Source organism: Variovorax sp. YR266 (assembly GCF_900107295.1).
GTDB lineage: Bacteria > Pseudomonadota > Gammaproteobacteria > Burkholderiales > Burkholderiaceae_C > Variovorax.
In genome coordinates this window covers 44,430-61,680 of sequence record NZ_FNPM01000018.1, presented here as the reverse complement: position 1 = coordinate 61,680, position 17,251 = coordinate 44,430, and the positions used below count along the sequence as shown (strand labels likewise).

At 65.6% G+C, this 17,251-nt stretch carries 11 protein-coding genes; 9 read left to right on the top strand and 2 right to left on the bottom strand.

What is annotated here, in order from left to right; genetic code table 11:
- Positions 1-423 carry a cupin domain-containing protein gene (locus tag BLW48_RS31375; protein WP_093081559.1) on the bottom strand — a complete coding sequence of 141 codons (423 nt, stop codon included), beginning with the start codon at positions 421-423 and terminating at the stop codon, positions 1-3.
- An 80-nt stretch (positions 424-503) separates the two neighbouring features.
- Positions 504-1,457 (bottom strand): prolyl aminopeptidase, encoded by a 954-nt coding sequence (pip, locus tag BLW48_RS31370; protein ID WP_093179516.1) that lies wholly within the window; start codon positions 1,455-1,457, stop codon positions 504-506.
- Positions 1,458-1,562: 105 nt separating this feature from the next.
- Between pip and BLW48_RS31365 the strand changes: the two genes are divergently transcribed.
- The 9 genes from BLW48_RS31365 (at position 1,563) to BLW48_RS31325 (ending at position 17,225) form a co-directional block, all read left to right on the top strand.
- Positions 1,563-2,021: an ArsR/SmtB family transcription factor gene (locus tag BLW48_RS31365; protein WP_093179562.1), complete on the top strand. Its 459-nt coding sequence runs from the start codon at positions 1,563-1,565 to the stop codon at positions 2,019-2,021.
- A complete protein-coding gene (locus BLW48_RS31360) occupies positions 1,910-2,371 on the top strand; it encodes an SRPBCC family protein (protein WP_093179515.1) in 462 nt (153 codons plus the stop codon). The genes BLW48_RS31365 and BLW48_RS31360 overlap by 112 nt, the downstream gene beginning before the upstream one ends.
- Entirely contained in the window at positions 2,364-3,935 is a 1,572-nt protein-coding gene (locus BLW48_RS31355) for an MFS transporter (protein ID WP_371127581.1), read from the top strand. Before BLW48_RS31360 ends, BLW48_RS31355 begins: the two co-directional genes overlap by 8 nt.
- Before the next feature lie 47 nt (positions 3,936-3,982).
- Positions 3,983-4,168 (top strand): hypothetical protein, encoded by a 186-nt coding sequence (locus BLW48_RS31350; protein WP_093050601.1) that lies wholly within the window; start codon positions 3,983-3,985, stop codon positions 4,166-4,168.
- Positions 4,169-4,200: 32 nt separating this feature from the next.
- Positions 4,201-5,313 carry a chorismate synthase gene (gene aroC / locus BLW48_RS31345; protein ID WP_093050598.1) on the top strand — a complete coding sequence of 371 codons (1,113 nt, stop codon included), beginning with the start codon at positions 4,201-4,203 and terminating at the stop codon, positions 5,311-5,313.
- Positions 5,313-6,509: an MFS transporter gene (locus BLW48_RS31340; RefSeq protein WP_256328851.1), complete on the top strand. Its 1,197-nt coding sequence runs from the start codon at positions 5,313-5,315 to the stop codon at positions 6,507-6,509. Before aroC ends, BLW48_RS31340 begins: the two co-directional genes overlap by 1 nt.
- 93 nt (positions 6,510-6,602) lie before the next feature.
- Complete coding sequence (locus BLW48_RS31335; protein ID WP_093179512.1) at positions 6,603-8,777, top strand: LamG-like jellyroll fold domain-containing protein; 2,175 nt, start codon at positions 6,603-6,605, stop codon at positions 8,775-8,777.
- Positions 8,778-9,334: 557 nt separating this feature from the next.
- Positions 9,335-12,331, top strand: a complete 2,997-nt coding sequence (locus BLW48_RS31330) for a type VI secretion system Vgr family protein (protein ID WP_093179510.1) — start codon at positions 9,335-9,337, stop codon at positions 12,329-12,331.
- A gap of 61 nt (positions 12,332-12,392) precedes the next feature.
- Positions 12,393-17,225 (top strand): RHS repeat-associated core domain-containing protein, encoded by a 4,833-nt coding sequence (locus BLW48_RS31325; RefSeq protein WP_093179509.1) that lies wholly within the window; start codon positions 12,393-12,395, stop codon positions 17,223-17,225.
- Positions 17,226-17,251: the final 26 nt, after the last annotated feature.

Sequence of the window (17,251 nt, the reverse complement as noted above, 5' to 3'; positions counted from 1 at the left end):
CTACTTCCAGGGCGTAGGCGCCGGAATCTCGCACACCGGCTCCACGTCGATGCTCTTGAAGTCCGCCGGCGAGACGATTTCCAGGTACTCCATGTCGGGCGAATAGTCGAACAGGAAGTGCCGGATGCCCGGGCGCTGGTGCACAACGTCGCCGGCCTCGACCAGCGTTTCCTTGTCTTCGTACATGAAGCGGGCCCAGCCCTTGACCATGATCACGATCTGGAAGTCCGCCTCGTGGCGGTGCCAGCCGGTGCCCGTTTCCGGTGCCATGTTGGCCTTGACCAGATGCGCGATCACCTTGCCGTTGGTGGCCTCGGCGATGCCAAGGTCGCGATAGAGAAAAAAGTCACGCAAACCACCCGATACGAACTCTGTGTCGCCGGGCTTCACGTGGGAGAACTGGGTGGCGGTACGGTCCAGCATGGGGCGCTCCTTCGCAGGTGGTTGTGTGGTGCGGTGCAGCACGCATAAAGCGTTCCTGGGCCGTAGCGGCTGCGCGCGATTCAGCGGCTGGCAAAACCGTCGGTCGCGCGCAGCAGCCGGTCGAGGATGCCGGGCTCCGAGTAGGCATGCCCTGCGCCCTCGATCAGATGGAACTCGGCCTCGGGCCAGGCCTTGTGCAGCGCCCATGCGTAGCGCGCGGGGCAGGGCATGTCGTAGCGGCCGTGCACGATCACCCCGGGAATGCCGTGCAGCCGGTGCGCGTCGCGCAGCAACTGGCCCTCTTCGAGCCAGGCGTCGTGCACGAAGTAGTGGTTTTCCAGCCGTGCGAAGGCCAGCGCGAAATGATCTTCGCCATGCGCTTCGGCAATCGCCGGGCTCGGCAGCAGGGTGATGGTCTCGGCCTCCCACACGCTCCAGGCGCGCGCCGCCTCGATGCGTGCCACCGGGTCGTCGCCAGTGAGTCGCTTGCGGTAGGCGGCGATCATGTCGCCGCGCTCGGCCTCGGGAATGGGAGCCTGGAACTTCTCCCACTTGTCGGGGAACATCTCCGACACGCCGAACTGGTAGTACCACCGGAGTTCTGCCCGGGTCACGGTGTAGATGCCGCGCAGCACCAGTTCGCTTACGCGTTCGGGATGCTTCTGGGCGTAGGCGAGGGCGAGCGTCGAACCCCACGAGCCGCCGAACACCAGCCACTTGTCGACGCCCGCGCGCTCGCGCAGGCGCTCGATGTCGGCGACCAGATGCCATGTGGTGTTGGCCTCCAGGCCGGCGTGCGGCAGCGAGCGGCCGCAGCCGCGCTGGTCGAACAGCATCAGGTCGTAGCGTGCCGGGTCGAACAGCCGCCGGTGTTCGGGCGAGATGCCGCCGCCAGGGCCGCCATGCAGGAACACTGCGGGCTTGGCGCCGGGCGTGCCCGCGCGCTCGTAGTAGATCTGGTGGCCGTCGCCCACGTCGAGCATGCCGCTTTCGTACGGTTCGATCGGGGGATATGGTTGGCGCAGTTCGGTCATTGGAGGGGCCTTTGCCTGTCGATGATTCAGGATGAATGGTCGCACGAAGGGGCTTTTGGGAAGCGCCGCTTGACGGGCCTGCAGGCCTTCCAGATACTCAACCGCATGGTTCACTCAGCCGCTCATCCGGACACCGACGCCCTCGACGCAGTCTTCGCCGCGCTCTCCGATTCCACACGGCGCGCCGTGCTCGAAGCCCTGGGCGAGCGCAGCCTCAGCGTGACCGAGCTGGCCGGGCCGCACGACATGTCCCTCACCGGCTTCATGAAGCACCTGCGCGTGCTCGAAGACGCGGGCCTGATCTCTCGCACGAAAGAGGGCCGCATCGTGCGTTGCGAGCTGTCGCCCCGGCCCATGCAGGAGGCCGCCGTGTGGTTGTCCCGCTACGAGAAGTTCTGGACCGGGCGCCTCGATGCACTGGCGCGCTTTCTCTATCACCAGGAGGAGACCGAATGGCGAACCCTTCCACCGGCGACGCAGAGCGCCCCTCGCTCACCCTCAGGCGGCACTACCGCGTCTCGCCCGACAAAGTCTGGCGCGCGTGGACCGACCCGCAAGCGCTGAGGCTCTGGTTCGGGCCCGAGGAGATCGTCTCGGTGCCGATCGCCGAGGTCGACCTGCGCGTGGGCGGCCGCTTCCGCGTGGCCATGCTGGCCAACGACGGCGAGACGCACGACGTGAGCGGCACGTATCTCGAAGTGGTTCCGAACCGAAAACTGGTCTTCAGCTGGGCCTGGCGCAGCACGCCCGAGCGCGAGTCGCGCGTTACCGTTCGCATCGAGCCCGATGCCGAGGGCTGCGAGCTGGTGCTGCTGCACGAGCAGTTCTTCGACGAAGCCGCGCGCGATGCCCACAACCACGGCTGGAGCGGAGCGCTCGTCAAGCTGGAGGGCTGGCTAAGCCTCGCTGCCTGAAAGAATGAAGAACACACCAGCCCCGGCCCGCGCCACGATGCGCGAATGGATCGGCCTGGCGGTCATCGCGCTGCCATGCATGCTCTATTCGATGGACCTCACGGTGCTGAACCTCGCGATCCCGTCGATCAGCGAAGACCTCAAGCCCACGGCCTCGCAGTTGCTGTGGATCGTCGACATCTACGGCTTCTTCGTGGCCGGCCTGCTGGTCACCATGGGCACGCTGGGCGACCGCATCGGCCGGCGGCTGCTGCTGCTGATCGGCGCGGGGGCGTTCGGCATCGCCTCTGTGCTGGCGGCGTTCTCGACCAGCGCCAACATGCTCATCGCCACCCGGGCGCTGCTCGGCGTGGCGGGCGCGACGCTGGCGCCATCCACGCTCTCGCTGATCCGCAACATGTTTCTCGACCCGGGGCAGCGCACCGTGGCCATCGGCGTGTGGATCTCGAGCTACTCGGCGGGCGCCGTCATCGGCCCGGTGCTGGGCGGCGTGCTGCTGCAGTTCTTTCCGTGGGGCTCGGTGTTCCTGATCGGCGTGCCGGTGATGGTGCTGCTGCTGCTGCTCGGACCCTTGCTGCTGCCCGAGTACCGCGACCCCGACGCGGCCCGGCTCGACCTGGCCAGCGTGGCGTTGTCGCTGGGCGCGGTGCTGCCGGTGATCTACGGTGTCAAGCAGATCGCGGAGCACGGCATGCATGCGATGCCGGTGCTGTCGATCGTGCTCGGGCTGGTGCTCGGAGCGCTGTTCGTGCGCCGGCAGAAGCGGCTGGCCGACCCGATGATCGACCTGCGCCTGTTCAGCCTGCCGGCCTTCAGCGTTTCGCTCGGCTCCTACATGCTGGCCTGCTTCGTGATGTTCGGCATCTTTCTGTACAACGCCCAGTACCTGCAGCTGGTGCTCGGCCTGTCGCCGTTGCATGCGGGCCTGTGGAGCATGCCGGGCGCGGGCGCCTTCATCGTCGGCTCGATGGTCGTGCCGGCACTGGTGCGGCGCATGCGACCGGCCTTCGTGATGGGCGGCGGGCTGGCGGTGGCGGCGCTGGGTTTCGGCATGCTGGCCGTGTTGCCCGCGCAGGACGGGCTGGCCTGGATGGTGAGCAGCGCGGTCATCTCCTCGCTCGGGTTGGCGCCGGTGTTCACGCTGGCGACCGACCTGGTGGTGGGCAGTGCGCCACCGGAGCGCGCGGGCGTGGCCTCGGCGATCTCCGAAACCAGCTCGGAATTCGGCGGCGCGCTGGGCATCGCGATCCTCGGCAGCATCGGCGCGGCCATCTACCGCAACACCATGGCCGATGCCGTGCCGATGGGCCTTGCGGGCCCGGCCGAGGTGGAAGCCGCCCGCAGCACGCTGGGTGGCGCGGTCGTGCTGGCCGGGCAGCTTGGCGGGAGCGCGGGCGCCGAACTGCTCGACGCGGGCCGCGAGGCCTTGCTGCATGGCCTGCGCCTCACGGCCGGCATCTGCGCGGCGGTATTGCTGTTCGTGGGCGGGCTGGTGGCGGTCCGGCTGCGTGGGGCGGCGGTAGCACTCGAAACCCCGGGTGCCGCCGCATTGCCGGAGCGTTGACGAAACCCCATACTGGGGCTTCCACGACGCGATCACCGGAGCCTTCCATGAGCAACGAACTGCGCAAGAAGCTGCATGACCTGGCCGAACTCTGCGAAAACGCCCCCGACCCGCAGACCAAGGCCATCATCGAGGCGATCCGGCTCCAGACTGCGGTGCTGAACGAACGGCTGTTCTCCATCGAGCTGCAGGTGGGCGCGCTGACCAAGCGCCTGGAAAACACGACCGACTGAGGGGCGGCCGCTTTGTAGGGATAATCCCCGCCATGAGCGGCAACACCTTCGGAACACTCTTCGCGGTCACCAATTTCGGCGAGTCGCATGGCCCGGCCATCGGCTGCGTCATCGACGGCTGCCCCCCGGGCATGGAACTCAGCGAGGCCGACATCCAGGGCGACCTCGATCGCCGGCGCCCCGGCACCAGCCGCCACGTCACCCAGCGCAACGAGCCCGACGCGGTGCAGATCCTGTCGGGCGTGTACGAGGGCAAGACCACCGGCACCCCCATCGCGCTGCTGATCCAGAACACCGACCAGCGCAGCAAGGACTACGGGCAGATCGCCCAGCAGTTCCGCCCCGGCCACGCCGACTTCACCTACTGGAAGAAATACGGCATTCGCGACCCGCGCGGCGGCGGGCGCTCCTCGGCACGGCTGACCGCACCCATGGTCGCGGCCGGCGCGGTCGCCAAGAAGTGGCTGGCCGAGAAGCATGGCATGGTGTTTCGCGGCTGCATGACGCAGATCGGCGAAATCGCCATTCCGTTCGAGAGCTGGGAGCACGTGCCCAACAACCCATTCTTCGCCCCCATCGCCGACGTGAGCGCGCTGGAAAACTACATGGACCGCCTGCGCAAGGCCGGCGATTCGTGCGGCGCGCGCATCCGGGTCACCGCCACCAGCGTGCCCGTTGGCCTCGGTGAGCCGCTGTTCGACAAGCTCGATGCCGAGATCGCCTACGCGATGATGGGCATCAACGCGGTGAAGGCGGTCGAGATCGGCGCCGGCTGGGACAGCGTCACTCAGCGCGGCACTACGCACGGCGACTCGATCACGCCCACCGGCTTCGTCACGAACAACGCCGGCGGCATCCTCGGCGGCATCAGCTCGGGGCAAGACCTCGAGGTGAGCATCGCGATCAAGCCCACCAGCTCGATCATCAGCCCGCGCCAGTCCATCGACATCAACAACAACCCCGTCGAAGTCGTCACCAAGGGCCGTCACGACCCGTGCGTCGGCATTCGCGCGACGCCCATCGCTGAAGCCATGCTGGCGCTGGTGGTCATGGAGCACGTGCTGCGCAACCGCGCGCAGTGCGGCGACGTGCAAACGCAAGCCGGCAAGACCGAGGCCGCGTCGCCGCAGGCGTCCTTCCTGTAGTGTCCGCCCCGCCACCAGTGGCCGCCGCGCGCGGCCACATGCTGGCATTCGCTGGTCTGTCGGCCAGCTATTTCGCGCACATCGGGTTCTTCAACCCGTACCTTCCCCTGTGGCTCAAAGATTTGGGGCTGCCGATCTTCACCATCAGCCTGCTGGCTTCGGTGCAGTCGATCACGCGGGTGTTCGCGCCCTATGCCTGGGGCGCGCTCAGCGACCACACGGGGCAGCGCGTCAAGCTGCTGCGCTTCAGCGCGGCGGTGGCGCTGCTCAGCTCCTTCGGGCTGTGGTGGCACGGCGGCGCGTGGTGGCTCGCGTTGGTGCTGCTCGTGATGTTCACCCACACCAGCTCGATGATGTCGCTCACCGAGGCCGCGATGGCGCAACTGGTGGCCGGCGACTGGGGGCGCTATGGGCGCATCCGGCTGTGCGGATCGGCCGGTTTTCTGCTCACGGTGTTCGTGGCGGGCGAGTGGTTCGAGCGCTTCGGCATGAAGCACTTTCCGGCCTGGGCCGCGGGCACGCTGGCCATCGTGCTGATCGCGACCATGAAGCTGCCCGACGTGCGCGAGCCACCCGCGGCGCACGACGCAGTGAAGGAGCCCATCGGGCCGGTGCTTCGCAATCCGGCGGTGCGGTGGTTCTTCGCGGCGCTGTTCTTCCAGGTGATGTCGCACTTCTCGGTGTACGCCTTCTTCTCGCTGTACCTCGATTCGATCGGCTACGGCAAGAGCACCATCGGCCTGCTGTGGGCGCTGTCGGTGGTGGCGGAAATCGTGTGGTTCTTCTTGCAGGGCCGGCTCATCGGCCTGATGCCGATGCCGCGCTGGATGCTGGTGTGCGGCATCGCGGCCGTCGCCCGGCTGGGGCTGACAGCAGGGTTGGGCGGCTGGATTGCGGCGCTCATCGTGGCGCAGTGGTTGCATGCGCTGAGCTTCGCGGCGCACCACACGACCTGCATCGCAGTGGTATCGCGCCGCTTCCCCGGCCATCTGCGCGGGCGGGGGCAGGCGCTGTTCACGGTGATCGGCTATGGCTTTGGCGGCGTGCTGGGCGTGTTGCTTGGCGGTGCGGTCGCGCAGGCTTTCGGCTATCGCACGATGTTCACGGCGGCGGCGCTGCTGGCTGTGCTTGGCAGCCTTTGTGCGTGGCGTGTGGTGAGGCTGGATCGGATGGAGCGCGCGGCCAGTAAGAAGTAGGGCCTGACGGGGAAACAATGTGTCATGGGCCTTGCATGCGCATGTCACCGCAGCTTTCTACGCTGCGAGCTTCGCAATTTCTCCTCCTTTTCCATGTCCGTTTCCGACGACCCGCGCGGCGCCCGCACGCCGCGCATTGCTTCGCCTGCCGAATCGAATGATTCCGAACAGAACAACAACACGCCGCCGCGCCGCCAGGTGCTCAAGCTCGGCGCATCGCTGCTGACCGTTGGCGGCAGCAGCGCCTTGCTCGCGGCCTGCGGCGGTGGTAGCGGCGGTTCACCCGCCTTGGGCCCGCTGCCGGCGCCTGCACCCGCCCCGGCATCGGCGCCGCCGCCCGCTCCGCCGGCCGTCGCAGCCAAGATCTCAAGCTTCGCGCTCGCCGTGATGCCCGACACGCAGTTCTATGCACGCTATGCCACTGCCGCCGAGAGCGACCAATATGACAAGCGCTTCGGCAGCGCACCCTTCGCTGCCCAGACGAAGTGGATCGCCGCCAATGCCAAGGCGCTGAACATTCCCTTCACCATCCACCTTGGCGACGTGGTCGACCAGGTCGGCAAGCCCGATCAGTGGAAGGTGGCCGATGCCGCGATGAAGGTGCTCGAAGACGCGAAGCTGCCCTACAGCGTGCTCGCCGGCAACCATGACGTGCTGAAAGATATCGACTACAGCATCGACCCCGTCGGCGGCACCGATGCCAGCCGTACTCCCGCCAACGAGCCCTACATCCAGTGGTTCGGCGCGGAGCGTGCGAAGCAGCAGGCCACCTTCGGCGCGCGCGATGCCAGCGGCTTCCACGAGTACCACGTGTTCGAGGCGCAAGGCCAGAAGTTCATGGTGCTGTCGCTGTCATGGCGCATTTCTGACGCAGGCATCGCCTGGGCCCGCCAGGTGATTGCGAAGAACCCGACGTTGCCCGTCATCCTGGTGAACCACCAGTTGCTCAACATCGCGCCCGACGGCACCAGCCCGCTCGAGACCGACTACGGCAAGATGCTCTGGGAGAAGCTGATCCGCGACAACGACCAGATCTTCATGACGCTCAACGGCCATCACCATGGCGCCGCGCATCTCACGAAGACCAACGACTTCGGCCGCAAGGTAGAGGAGATGGTGGTTGACTACCAGATGGCCTACCAGGGCGGCAACGGCCTGATGCGCCTCTACGAGTTCGACCTGACCAACAAGAAGATCAAGGTGCTGTCGTTCTCGCCGTGGGTGCCGCAGAAGCCGGCCGCCACGCTCAACAGCTTCGACCAGGCCGTGCTCACCACGCCCAACGAGGCCTTTGTCATCGACATGGATTTCGCGCAGCGCTTTGCGGGCTTCAACAAGAGCTTCGGCACCGGCAGCGCCACCATCGAGAGCTCGCTGGTGGACAAGGCCCGCGCGATGATCCTGGCCAACTACAAGGACCCGGCCACGATCGAGCAGCGGCCTGCGGCTAACTCGGACGACTACCCCAAGGTCGCGAACACGCTGGCGCACTGGCGCTTCTTTGGCGGCACGGTCAACCAGCCGGTGCTGCCGGGCACTGTGGTAGCTGACGTCACGGGCAACAACCCGCTGCATCGCGACGCACTGAATCAGGGTGGCGTGGTAGATGCTGCCGACGGCGACATCGTGTGGACGGATGACCGCCACTACCTTTCCGCCGCACCTGGTTCGGTGCGCTTCCTGAACACCAATAAGAACACGCCGCGTCTGAGCTATTTCCTCACCGACACGACTGCGCCGATCAACGCGCAGACGCTGGAAAGCGGCTACACCATCGAAGCCTTCATCAAGATCGACAAGAGCTGGACCAGCAGCAACCAAGCGTGGATGAACATCATGACGCGCGACGGCCGTCGCGGTGACCTCGCGGGCTATTCGGGCGGCGACCCGGAATCACCGCCCATGCTGTTCGCCATTTCGAGCCTGCGCGAAGTGCAGTGGGAAGTGGTGCCGAGCCCGGCTGGTACTCGCGAGCCGAAGGCCAACTGGTCGGGCGAGGTCATCGCCGATCGCTGGGTGCACGTCGCGATCGTCAACGACCCGGTGTCGCACGACACCACGATGTACGTCGAAGGCGCGCCCGTGCTGCGCAACGCGGCGGCCATCCCTGGGTTGGCCACGCTCTCGGCCACGTCGCCCTGGGTGGTGGGCGGTGGCTCGTGGGACGGTGCGCGCGCTGACGGCTTCTTCGGCAACATCGGCGAGGTACGCGTGGTGGCGGCGGCATTGACGCCGGCGCAGTGGCTCACGGCACGCAAGCCGGCCTGAGCCCCCTTGGCACGGAAAGGCCGGCTTACTGCTTCTTGCCGGCCTTTCCCGCCTTCGCTGCTGTCTTCGCGGGTCCGAAGCCAGTTTGCGCAACGACCGCCCGATGTTCGGGTAGTCGTATTCATCGAGGTTGGCCAGCGATACGCGCCCTGACGCGTGCTTGCCGCCAAAGCCCTAGCCCGGCAGCGGCCTTGTCACCGCATAGCCAAAGGCGAGCACCAGAAATAGCGCAATTCGGGCTCGCTTTTCAGTCTTCCGACCAGTGCTCACTCGTCACGGGTCGAGCCTTCTCCGGCATGGCAATTGATTCGGACCAGTAATTCATCACGCATTGCCCCTCCGCGTGACTTCCTGCACTGGCAGTGGCAGGGGGTGAACTTTATGCTGATTTAATTGGCCATCTATTTTTCGCATCGATTCTTACGATAAATCAACATTTAAAATAATTGTCAAAATGTGCAGCGGGAGGTGGGCATGAGGCTCATTGCTAAAACAATATTCTTATTTTCTAAGTCTTTATTAATTAATTGGGGCTACAGGACTGACGGGGCGTTGCAATGACACGCCGAGTAACGATCCAGACGCCCGCAGGCGAAGCGTTGCAATTCCGCCAGCTGGTAGGCCGCGAAGCGCTGAGCCAGCTGTACGCCTTCGACGTCGAGCTGCTGGGCAACAGCAACAACATCGACCCCAAGACCCTGCTGGGCAAGGCCACCACCGTGTCGGTGGAAACCGAAGGCGGCGTGCGCTACCTGGGCGGCATCGCCACCCGCTTCGGGCTGGAGCAGGAGGATGCGCGGCACTCCTTCTACCGGATGCGCCTGCGCCCCTGGCTGTGGCTGGCCACGCGGCGCAGCGACTTTCGCATCTTCCAGGGCAAGAGCGTGCCCGACATCGTGATGGAAGTGCTCGGCAGCTACGGCTACCCCATCGAGAAGAAGCTCACGCGCGGCGACTACCGGCAGTGGGACTACTGCGTGCAGTACCACGAGAGCGACTTCGACTTCATCTCGCGCCTGTGCGAGCTCGAAGGCATCTACTACCACTTCAGGCACGAAGCGTCGCAGCACGTGCTCGTGTTCGCCGATGACATCGCCCACTCGCACAGCCCGCTGCCTGGCGGGGAAGAAGTGCGCTACCACCCGCTGGAGAAGTCCGGCATGGGCCAGCGCGAGCGCATCTATGCGTGGGAGATCGCGGAAGAAGTGCGCTCGGGCCACCACTACAACGACGACTACGACTTCCAGAAGCCCAAGGCCGAACTGTCGCACCTGCGCCAGATGCCGCCCGGGCACGACCACGACGCCTACGAACAGTACGAATGGCCCGGCGGCTTCGTGCAGCACGGCGACGGCGAGACCTACGCGCGCATCCGCAACGAAGAACAGCTGAGCCAGCGCAGCCGCGTCACCGGCCGCTCCAACCTGCGCGAACTCGCCACTGGCCACACCCTGCGCCTGACCGGCCACCCCAAGGCCGACCAGAACCAGCAGTACCTGCTCGTGGGCGTGAGCTACCACCTGCAGGAGAACCTGCAGGCCAGCGAGGGTGCAGAAGGCACAGACGGCTCCGTGCAGCGCTTCGCCTTCGACGCGCAGCCCACCAGCTACGCCTGGCGCCCGCAGCGCACCACAGCCAAGCCGCGCACCCGTGGCCCGCAAACGGCCATGGTGGTGGGCCCGCAGGGCGAGCAGATCTGGACCGACCAGTACGGACGCATCAAGGTGCAGTTCCAGTGGGACCGCATCGGGCAGGAGAACGAACACTCCAGCTGCTGGGTGCGCGTGTCCACCGCGTGGGCGGGCGCCACCTTCGGCATGACCTCCGTGCCGCGCATCGGCATGGAGGTGATCGTCGACTTTCTGAACGGCGACCCCGACTACCCGATCGTCACCGGCTGCGTGCACAACGCCGACACCATGCCGGCGTGGCAGCTGCCCGAGCAGAAGCACCTGTCGGGCATCAGGAGCCGCGAGTTGGGTGGTGGGCGCAGCAACCATATCGTGCTGGACGACACGCAGGGCAAGATCCAGGCGCAGCTGCGCAGTGACCACCAGGCCAGCCAACTGAGCGTGGGGCACATCGGGCGCATCGAGGACACGGCGGGGCGCAAGGATGCCCGGGGGCAGGGCTTCGAGTTGCGTACCGACGGGCATGGGGTGATGCGTGCGGGCAAGGGGCTGCTGGTCACCACCGAAGCGCGCGCGAACGCGCAGGCGCACATCACCGACATGAGCGAGACGGTGGGCCGTCTCACTCAGGCGCGCGATCTGCACGAAGGCCTGAGCGAAGTGGCGCAAGGTGCGCAGGCCCACGAGGCCGGCGACCAGGACGAGGTCACTACGAGCCTCAAGGAGCAGAACGATGCCATCAAGGGACAGGGCGGCAATCGCGAGCAGGGCGACTTCCCGGAGTTCCAGGAATCGCACCTGACATTGGCCAGCGCCAAGGGCCTGCAAACCGTGGCGCAGGGCTCGACCCACATCGTGAGCAACGAGCACAGCGCGCTCACCAGCGGTGGCCATACGAGCGTGAGCGCGGGCAAGAGCCTGCTGGTGAGCGTGCAGAGCGCGATCCGCATGTTCGCCTCCAAGGCCGGCATGCGGCTCGTGGCGGCCGGTGCCGACATCGACATCAAGGCGCTGAAGGACAGCGTCAACGTGCTGGCCAAGCTCAACATCACGCAGACCGCCAACAAGATCACCATCCACGCAAAGGAAGAGGTGGTGATCAACGGCGGCTCGAGCTACAGCCGCTGGAGTTCGGGTGGGATCGAGCACGGCACTTCCGGCATCTGGCGCGAGCATGCATCGGTACACAGCCTCGTCGGGCCCGCCAACGAGGGCAAGCCTGCGCTGCCCAATCCGCCGCAGGTGCCGAAGGGGCAGCTCGACCTGTACCACCAGTACATCAAGCCGACTGGCGAAAAGCGCCAGGGCGTGGCGCAGGGCGACTTCACCGTGGTCGATTCGGAAGGCGGCACGCACGCCGGCAACTTCGACCGCAACGGGTTCGCGACCGTCTCGGGCCTGCCCATCGGCACCGCCAAGGTCACATTCGGCAAGGACCCCCGCGACCCGTGGGAGGAGGGGAGCTACTTCGGCACGCCCAAGGACTGGAAGGCAAAGGGTGCAACGGGCGCAGGCGCCGAGGGGGCTGGCGGCGCTGTATCGGGGCTTTCGGGCTTGACCAGCGGCTTTGCGGGCATGGCCGGTTCGGCAGGCGGCGCCGCGGGCGCGCTCGCCGGTGTCGCGGGCATGGGCAGCAAGGCCGCGAGCACGCTGGGCCAGGTAACCCAGGCGGCCGGTGTCGCGCAGCAGGCTGTGGGTGCAGCGCAGGCCATCCAGCAAGGGGGCGCCAAGGCGCTGCTCGGCCAGGCGAGCCAGGCAGCAACCGGCATGGCGATCCAGGCGGCCGGCGCCAAGCTAGGGCCGATGGGTGCGCCGATCACCGGTGTGATGAGCGGCATGGCTTCGGGTGGCATGAAGCCGGGCATTGCAACAGCTGCCGCCAACCCCGCACCGACAGGTCGAACACCCGGCTTCATGGGCTGACCCGCCGCGGCGCGCCGCGCTCCACCAACCCAACGCACAAGCTCGAAGAGAACAAGAAAAAATGGCAGGACCGGAAGCAGCGCCGACGCCGCAGGCGACGGAGCGCGAACCCCAGACGGCGGTTGCGCCACTGAACACCATCGTTACGGAAGACATCGCCGCCGCGAGCAAGGCGGTGGACGACTGGCTGCGTTCGTTCAGCGGCGGCTACGTCACGCTGGAGCGGTTGACAATGGTGCTGGGGAGCATCCCGATCGTCGGCAACATCATGGCGTTGGTGGATGTGTTCCTGGACATCATCAACATCGTCGAGAAGAAGGCCAAGGACGGGATCGACGCATTCCTGAACTGGGTCAGCCTGGGCATCAACCTGATCGGGTTGATCCCGTTGCCGATGAACATGGCGGCCGCGCGCATGAGCCTGCGCCCCACGCTTCATCTGGTGAGGCAGGAGCTGAAGGCAGCCGCCTCGAACCTGGGCGAAGCCATCGTCACCACGCTGGTAGGACACCTGAATGCGACCATCGTCGGCGAGCTGGAGGTCTTCATCGATGGCGCCATCGCCAAGCTTGGAGACATGTTGCAAGGCTGCGCAAAGCTGGGCGACAGCATCGTGGACAACCTGGTCGACATCCTGCAGCGGGTGCTGGGCCAGAAGGACATGTTCACGGTCAGTACGCCCGTCGTGGCGGAAACCAGCGTGCACGACCCGAAGACTCAGAGCACGTGGAACCGGTTGTGGGGCAGCGCCGTCAAGTACACGAAGCAGTCGGCCAACTACGCCGCCAAGGTTGCTGCCAACCGCTTGCCCGAGAGCGTGGCGGGGCAGGTCAATGGCGTGATCGGGAGCCTGCTGGACTTCAAGAAGAACTTTCGAAACCAGCTCGTGCGCCTGGCCGACAAGGAGGCGCAGGCCAGCATCATGTGGCTGCTGCACAAGCTGCTGGCCGCCATCCAGCGCAAGAAGGGGCAGCGCGGCGCGATTGTTTCGCCGAATGCCGGCGCGGTGGCCCAGAAGGACAAGCCGGGCGACCAGCTCGGGCACATCGGCAGGCAGGCGGAAGGCCAGAAAGACGCAGGCTGCAAGAATTGCCCGGCGCCTGTCGCGCTCGGCAAGTCGATCAGCCTCGTCACTGGCTGCGAGAGCTTCACCCAGACAGACTTCGTGCTCGCTGCGCCGTTGCCGATCGAATGGGCGCGCACCTACCGCAGCCAGCTCGATGCCTACGACCGCGGCATCCTGGGCGCGCGCTGGCTCACGCCCTACAGCACGCGCGTGGACCTGATGACGCCAGCCAGGGGCGAGCGCAAGGGCCAACCGAGTCTGGTCTATCACGCAGCCGACGGCCGCAGCCACGCCTACCCCTTGCTGGCCGTGGGTCAGGTCTATCGCGATCCCATCGAAGAGGTGACCGTCTCGCGTCTGAGCGAGTCGTTGCTGACGCTGGACTTCGGCAAGCCACTGCCTTTGGGCGAGCAGGGCAACTGGCGTGAGATCTACGAGCTTGTGGAAGGCCGGTCGCACTATCGGCTTGTGACGCTGCAAGCCAGGGACGGCGCCTCCATCGGCCTGCGCTATGACCATGTGATCTCGGACACGGGCGAGCAGGTGCTGAGCGACATCATCAGCAGGCAAGGCGAAGCCATCATGGCGCACGTGGGCACGCAGCCCGATGCGCGCACGGGCCTGATCAAGTCTCTGTGGGAGTTGAAGGACGGCCAGGTCGTGCGCCAGCTTGCCGCCTACACGCACGATGCAGAACGCGATCTCGTGTCCGCGAAGGACGAGAACGGCGCCAGCTGGAGCTACAGCTACAGCCATCACCTCGTGACCCGCTACACCGATCGCACCGGCCGCGGCATGAACCTCGAATACAACGGCACCGGCGCCGATGCCAAGGCGGTGCGCGAGTGGTCCGACGATGGCAGCTTTGCACTGAAGTTCGAGTGGGACAAGAACATCCGCCTGACCTACGTGACCGATGCCTTGGGCGGCGAGACATGGTTCTACTACGACATCCTGGGTTACACCTACCGCATCATCTATCCCGACAAGCTGCAGGAATGGTTCTTCCGCGATGACGCCAAGAACGTCACCCGTCATGTACACACAGACGGCAGCACCGACGACTACACCTACGACGTCGTCGGCAACCTGCAAATGCACACACGGGCCGATGGCAGCCGTGTTCATTTCGAATACGACCGGCTGAATCGCCTGACGGGCTTGCGTGATGCCGAAGGCAGCATCTGGAAGCGCGACTACGACGCACAGGGTCATCTCACCGAAGAGATCGACCCGTTGGGTCACAAGACCGAGTACGCCTACGACAAGGCCGGCCGGCCGGCGTGCATCACCGATGCCAAGGGCGGTTCGAAACAGCTGACGTACACACCTGCTGGCCAGTTAGCCAGCTACACCGACTGCTCGGGAAAGACCAGCCGGTGGGAGTACGACAGTCGCGGGCGGCTGACCAAAACCATCGATGCGGCAGGGCAGGCCACCCGATATCGCTACACCCCGGAAGGCGAAGCTGCTTCAAGGAGCGATGGCAATCATCCGGGGCAACTCGAAGAAGTCTCTCTGCCCGACCAGACCCGCGAGCACTTCACGCATGACGCCGAAGGTCGCTTGCTCGCTCACACCGATGCGTTGGGTCGTCGTACTCGCTATAGCTACAACCGCGCCGGGCTCGTGGCCGGACGCACCGATGCCGCGGGCCAGACGCTGCAATATCACTGGGATCTGCTGGGGCGCCTGACCGAACTGCGCAACGAAAACGGCAGCCGCTACAACTTCAGCTACGACCCGGCGGGAAGACTGCTGGAGGAAACCGGCTTCGACAGGCAACGCAGGCAGTACCTCTACGAGGAATCCACCGGCGCGCTGGTGCAAGTCGTCGAGGCGCAGGCGCACACGACAGGGTTTCGTTTCGATCCGATGGGGCGCCTCGTCGAGCGCAATGCGGGCGAGGGGCAGGTCGAGACCTTTGCCTTCGATCTCAACGGCATGTTGATCGAAGCAGTCAATTCCGACGCAAAGTTGCAGTGGTTCTACGATCCCGCCGGGAACCTGACGCGCGAGCACCAGCACCATCTGGCCAGTGCGCAGACGGCAGTCTGGCAGCACCGCTACGACGAGCTCAACCAGCGCATTGCGACCATTCGCCCCGACGGCCATGTCACGCAATGGCTGACCTACGGTTCGGGCCACGTGCATGGCTTGCTTGTTGATGGACAGGACATCCTGGGCTTCGAACGCGACGATCTTCATCGGGAGATCGGTCGAACGCAGGGCAATGGCCTGAGCCAGCGGCTGAGGTACGACCCTGCCGGCAGGTTGCTGGAGCAGCAGATATCGCATGCGAAGCCGGACACCGTTGGCGCACTGAGCCTTCGCCGGAGCTATGGCTACGACAAGGCCGGTCAGCTGACCGCCATCGGGGACAGCCGGCGCGGCAATCTGAACTACAGGTATGACCCCGTGGGCCGCCTGCTCGAAGCCAGCAGCCGCCTGGGCCGCGAGACCTTTGCATTCGACCCGGCCGGCAACATCGCCGACGCCGCACGTGGCGATGCGCCGCAAGGCCTGCGCGCAGTCAGCAAGCTGTTGGACAACCTGCTGAAGGAATACGCGGGCACCACCTACCGCTACGACAAGCGCGGCAACCTGATCGAGCGCGTCAGGAACGGGAAGAAAACGGTCTTCGAGTGGAACGGCTTCAACCGCATGACCGCGGCCACAAGCGAAGAGGGCTCCACCATCTTCAGCTATGACCCTGTGGGGCGACGCATCGCCAAGCGCTCACGCGAAGCCATGACGCTGTTCGGCTGGGACGGCGACACGCTGGCCTTCGAGAGCACGCAGAGCATGGCCGGCGAGCGCGAGCGGCAGGGACGGGGCTGGAGCGTCCACTACATCCACGAGCCGGACTCGTTCGTGCCGCTGGTGCAGATCAGGCAAGCGCGAGCCGTCGCGCTGAGCTCGACCACGGACGTGAAAACGCTGATGGATGCCAATGGCGGGGAGTACGACATCGAGCAGGACCCGCTGTGGAACGGCGAGCAACTGCCGAGGCCGGGTGCCTTCGCGAAGGAGGAGATTGCTTTCTACCAGTGCGATCACCTCGGCACGCCCCAGGAGCTGACGGATCATGAAGGCCAGGTTGCCTGGTCTGCGCAGTACAAGGCATGGGGCGAGGCAAGAGAGGTCATCAGCGAAGCGGGAAGAAGAGCTGGCTTTGCCAACCCGATCCGTTTCCAGGGGCAGTATCTGGACGATGAGACCGGGCTGCACTACAACAGGCATCGTTACTACGATCCGCAGGCTGGCAGATTCATCAGCAGCGATCCGTTGGGCTTGGGCGGCGGTCTTAACACCCATGCATACGTGCCCAATCCCGTGGCGTGGGTCGACCCGTTGGGCTTGCAAGCTGCGCCTGTCAAATGCAAGACAGCCAAGGGAGGTCGTTTCGCCACGGCGGACGGCGCGGCCAAGGCGGCGATGATGCGTTACAACGACAAGTCCATTCGAGACAACGTGGAGTACGGCGGCCTGGTCTACAAGACGCCGGATGGCAAATACGACTTCACCAAGGCGACCAGGGGCGAGAAGGACACCGTCAACCCCTGGGGCCCTACGGCCAAGAGCATTCCGAAGTGCGCCCAGGAAGTGGGCTACTGGCACACCCATGGGGATCACTCGGATCAATACGGGAATCGCACAACGCGGGCCAAGGACTACTACGGAAGCAACGACTTCTCTCCCGAAGACAAGGACGCCGCCAAAGCGGGAATGCAACATGATCATCCGGACTACCGAGGCTACGTCGGCACGCCAAGCGACGGCTACAAGGGCTACAACCCGAAGGCGAATCAAACCTACAGGCTTTAAGGGCCTGATCATTGCGTTGGGAATTT

What these genes read in the sequence shown, in the direction of transcription:
- BLW48_RS31375 (WP_093081559.1), bottom strand. Translation starts at nt 423, where the DNA reads ATGCTGGACCGTACCGCCACCCAGTTCTCCCACGTGAAGCCCGGCGAC.
- BLW48_RS31325 (WP_093179509.1), top strand. Translation starts at nt 12,393, where the DNA reads ATGGCAGGACCGGAAGCAGCGCCGACGCCGCAGGCGACGGAGCGCGAA.
- BLW48_RS31330 (WP_093179510.1), top strand. Translation starts at nt 9,335, where the DNA reads ATGACACGCCGAGTAACGATCCAGACGCCCGCAGGCGAAGCGTTGCAA.
- BLW48_RS31365 (WP_093179562.1), top strand. Translation starts at nt 1,563, where the DNA reads ATGGTTCACTCAGCCGCTCATCCGGACACCGACGCCCTCGACGCAGTC.
- BLW48_RS31360 (WP_093179515.1), top strand. Translation starts at nt 1,910, where the DNA reads ATGGCGAACCCTTCCACCGGCGACGCAGAGCGCCCCTCGCTCACCCTC.
- BLW48_RS31335 (WP_093179512.1), top strand. Translation starts at nt 6,603, where the DNA reads ATGTCCGTTTCCGACGACCCGCGCGGCGCCCGCACGCCGCGCATTGCT.
- pip (WP_093179516.1), bottom strand. Translation starts at nt 1,457, where the DNA reads ATGACCGAACTGCGCCAACCATATCCCCCGATCGAACCGTACGAAAGC.
- BLW48_RS31350 (WP_093050601.1), top strand. Translation starts at nt 3,983, where the DNA reads ATGAGCAACGAACTGCGCAAGAAGCTGCATGACCTGGCCGAACTCTGC.
- aroC (WP_093050598.1), top strand. Translation starts at nt 4,201, where the DNA reads ATGAGCGGCAACACCTTCGGAACACTCTTCGCGGTCACCAATTTCGGC.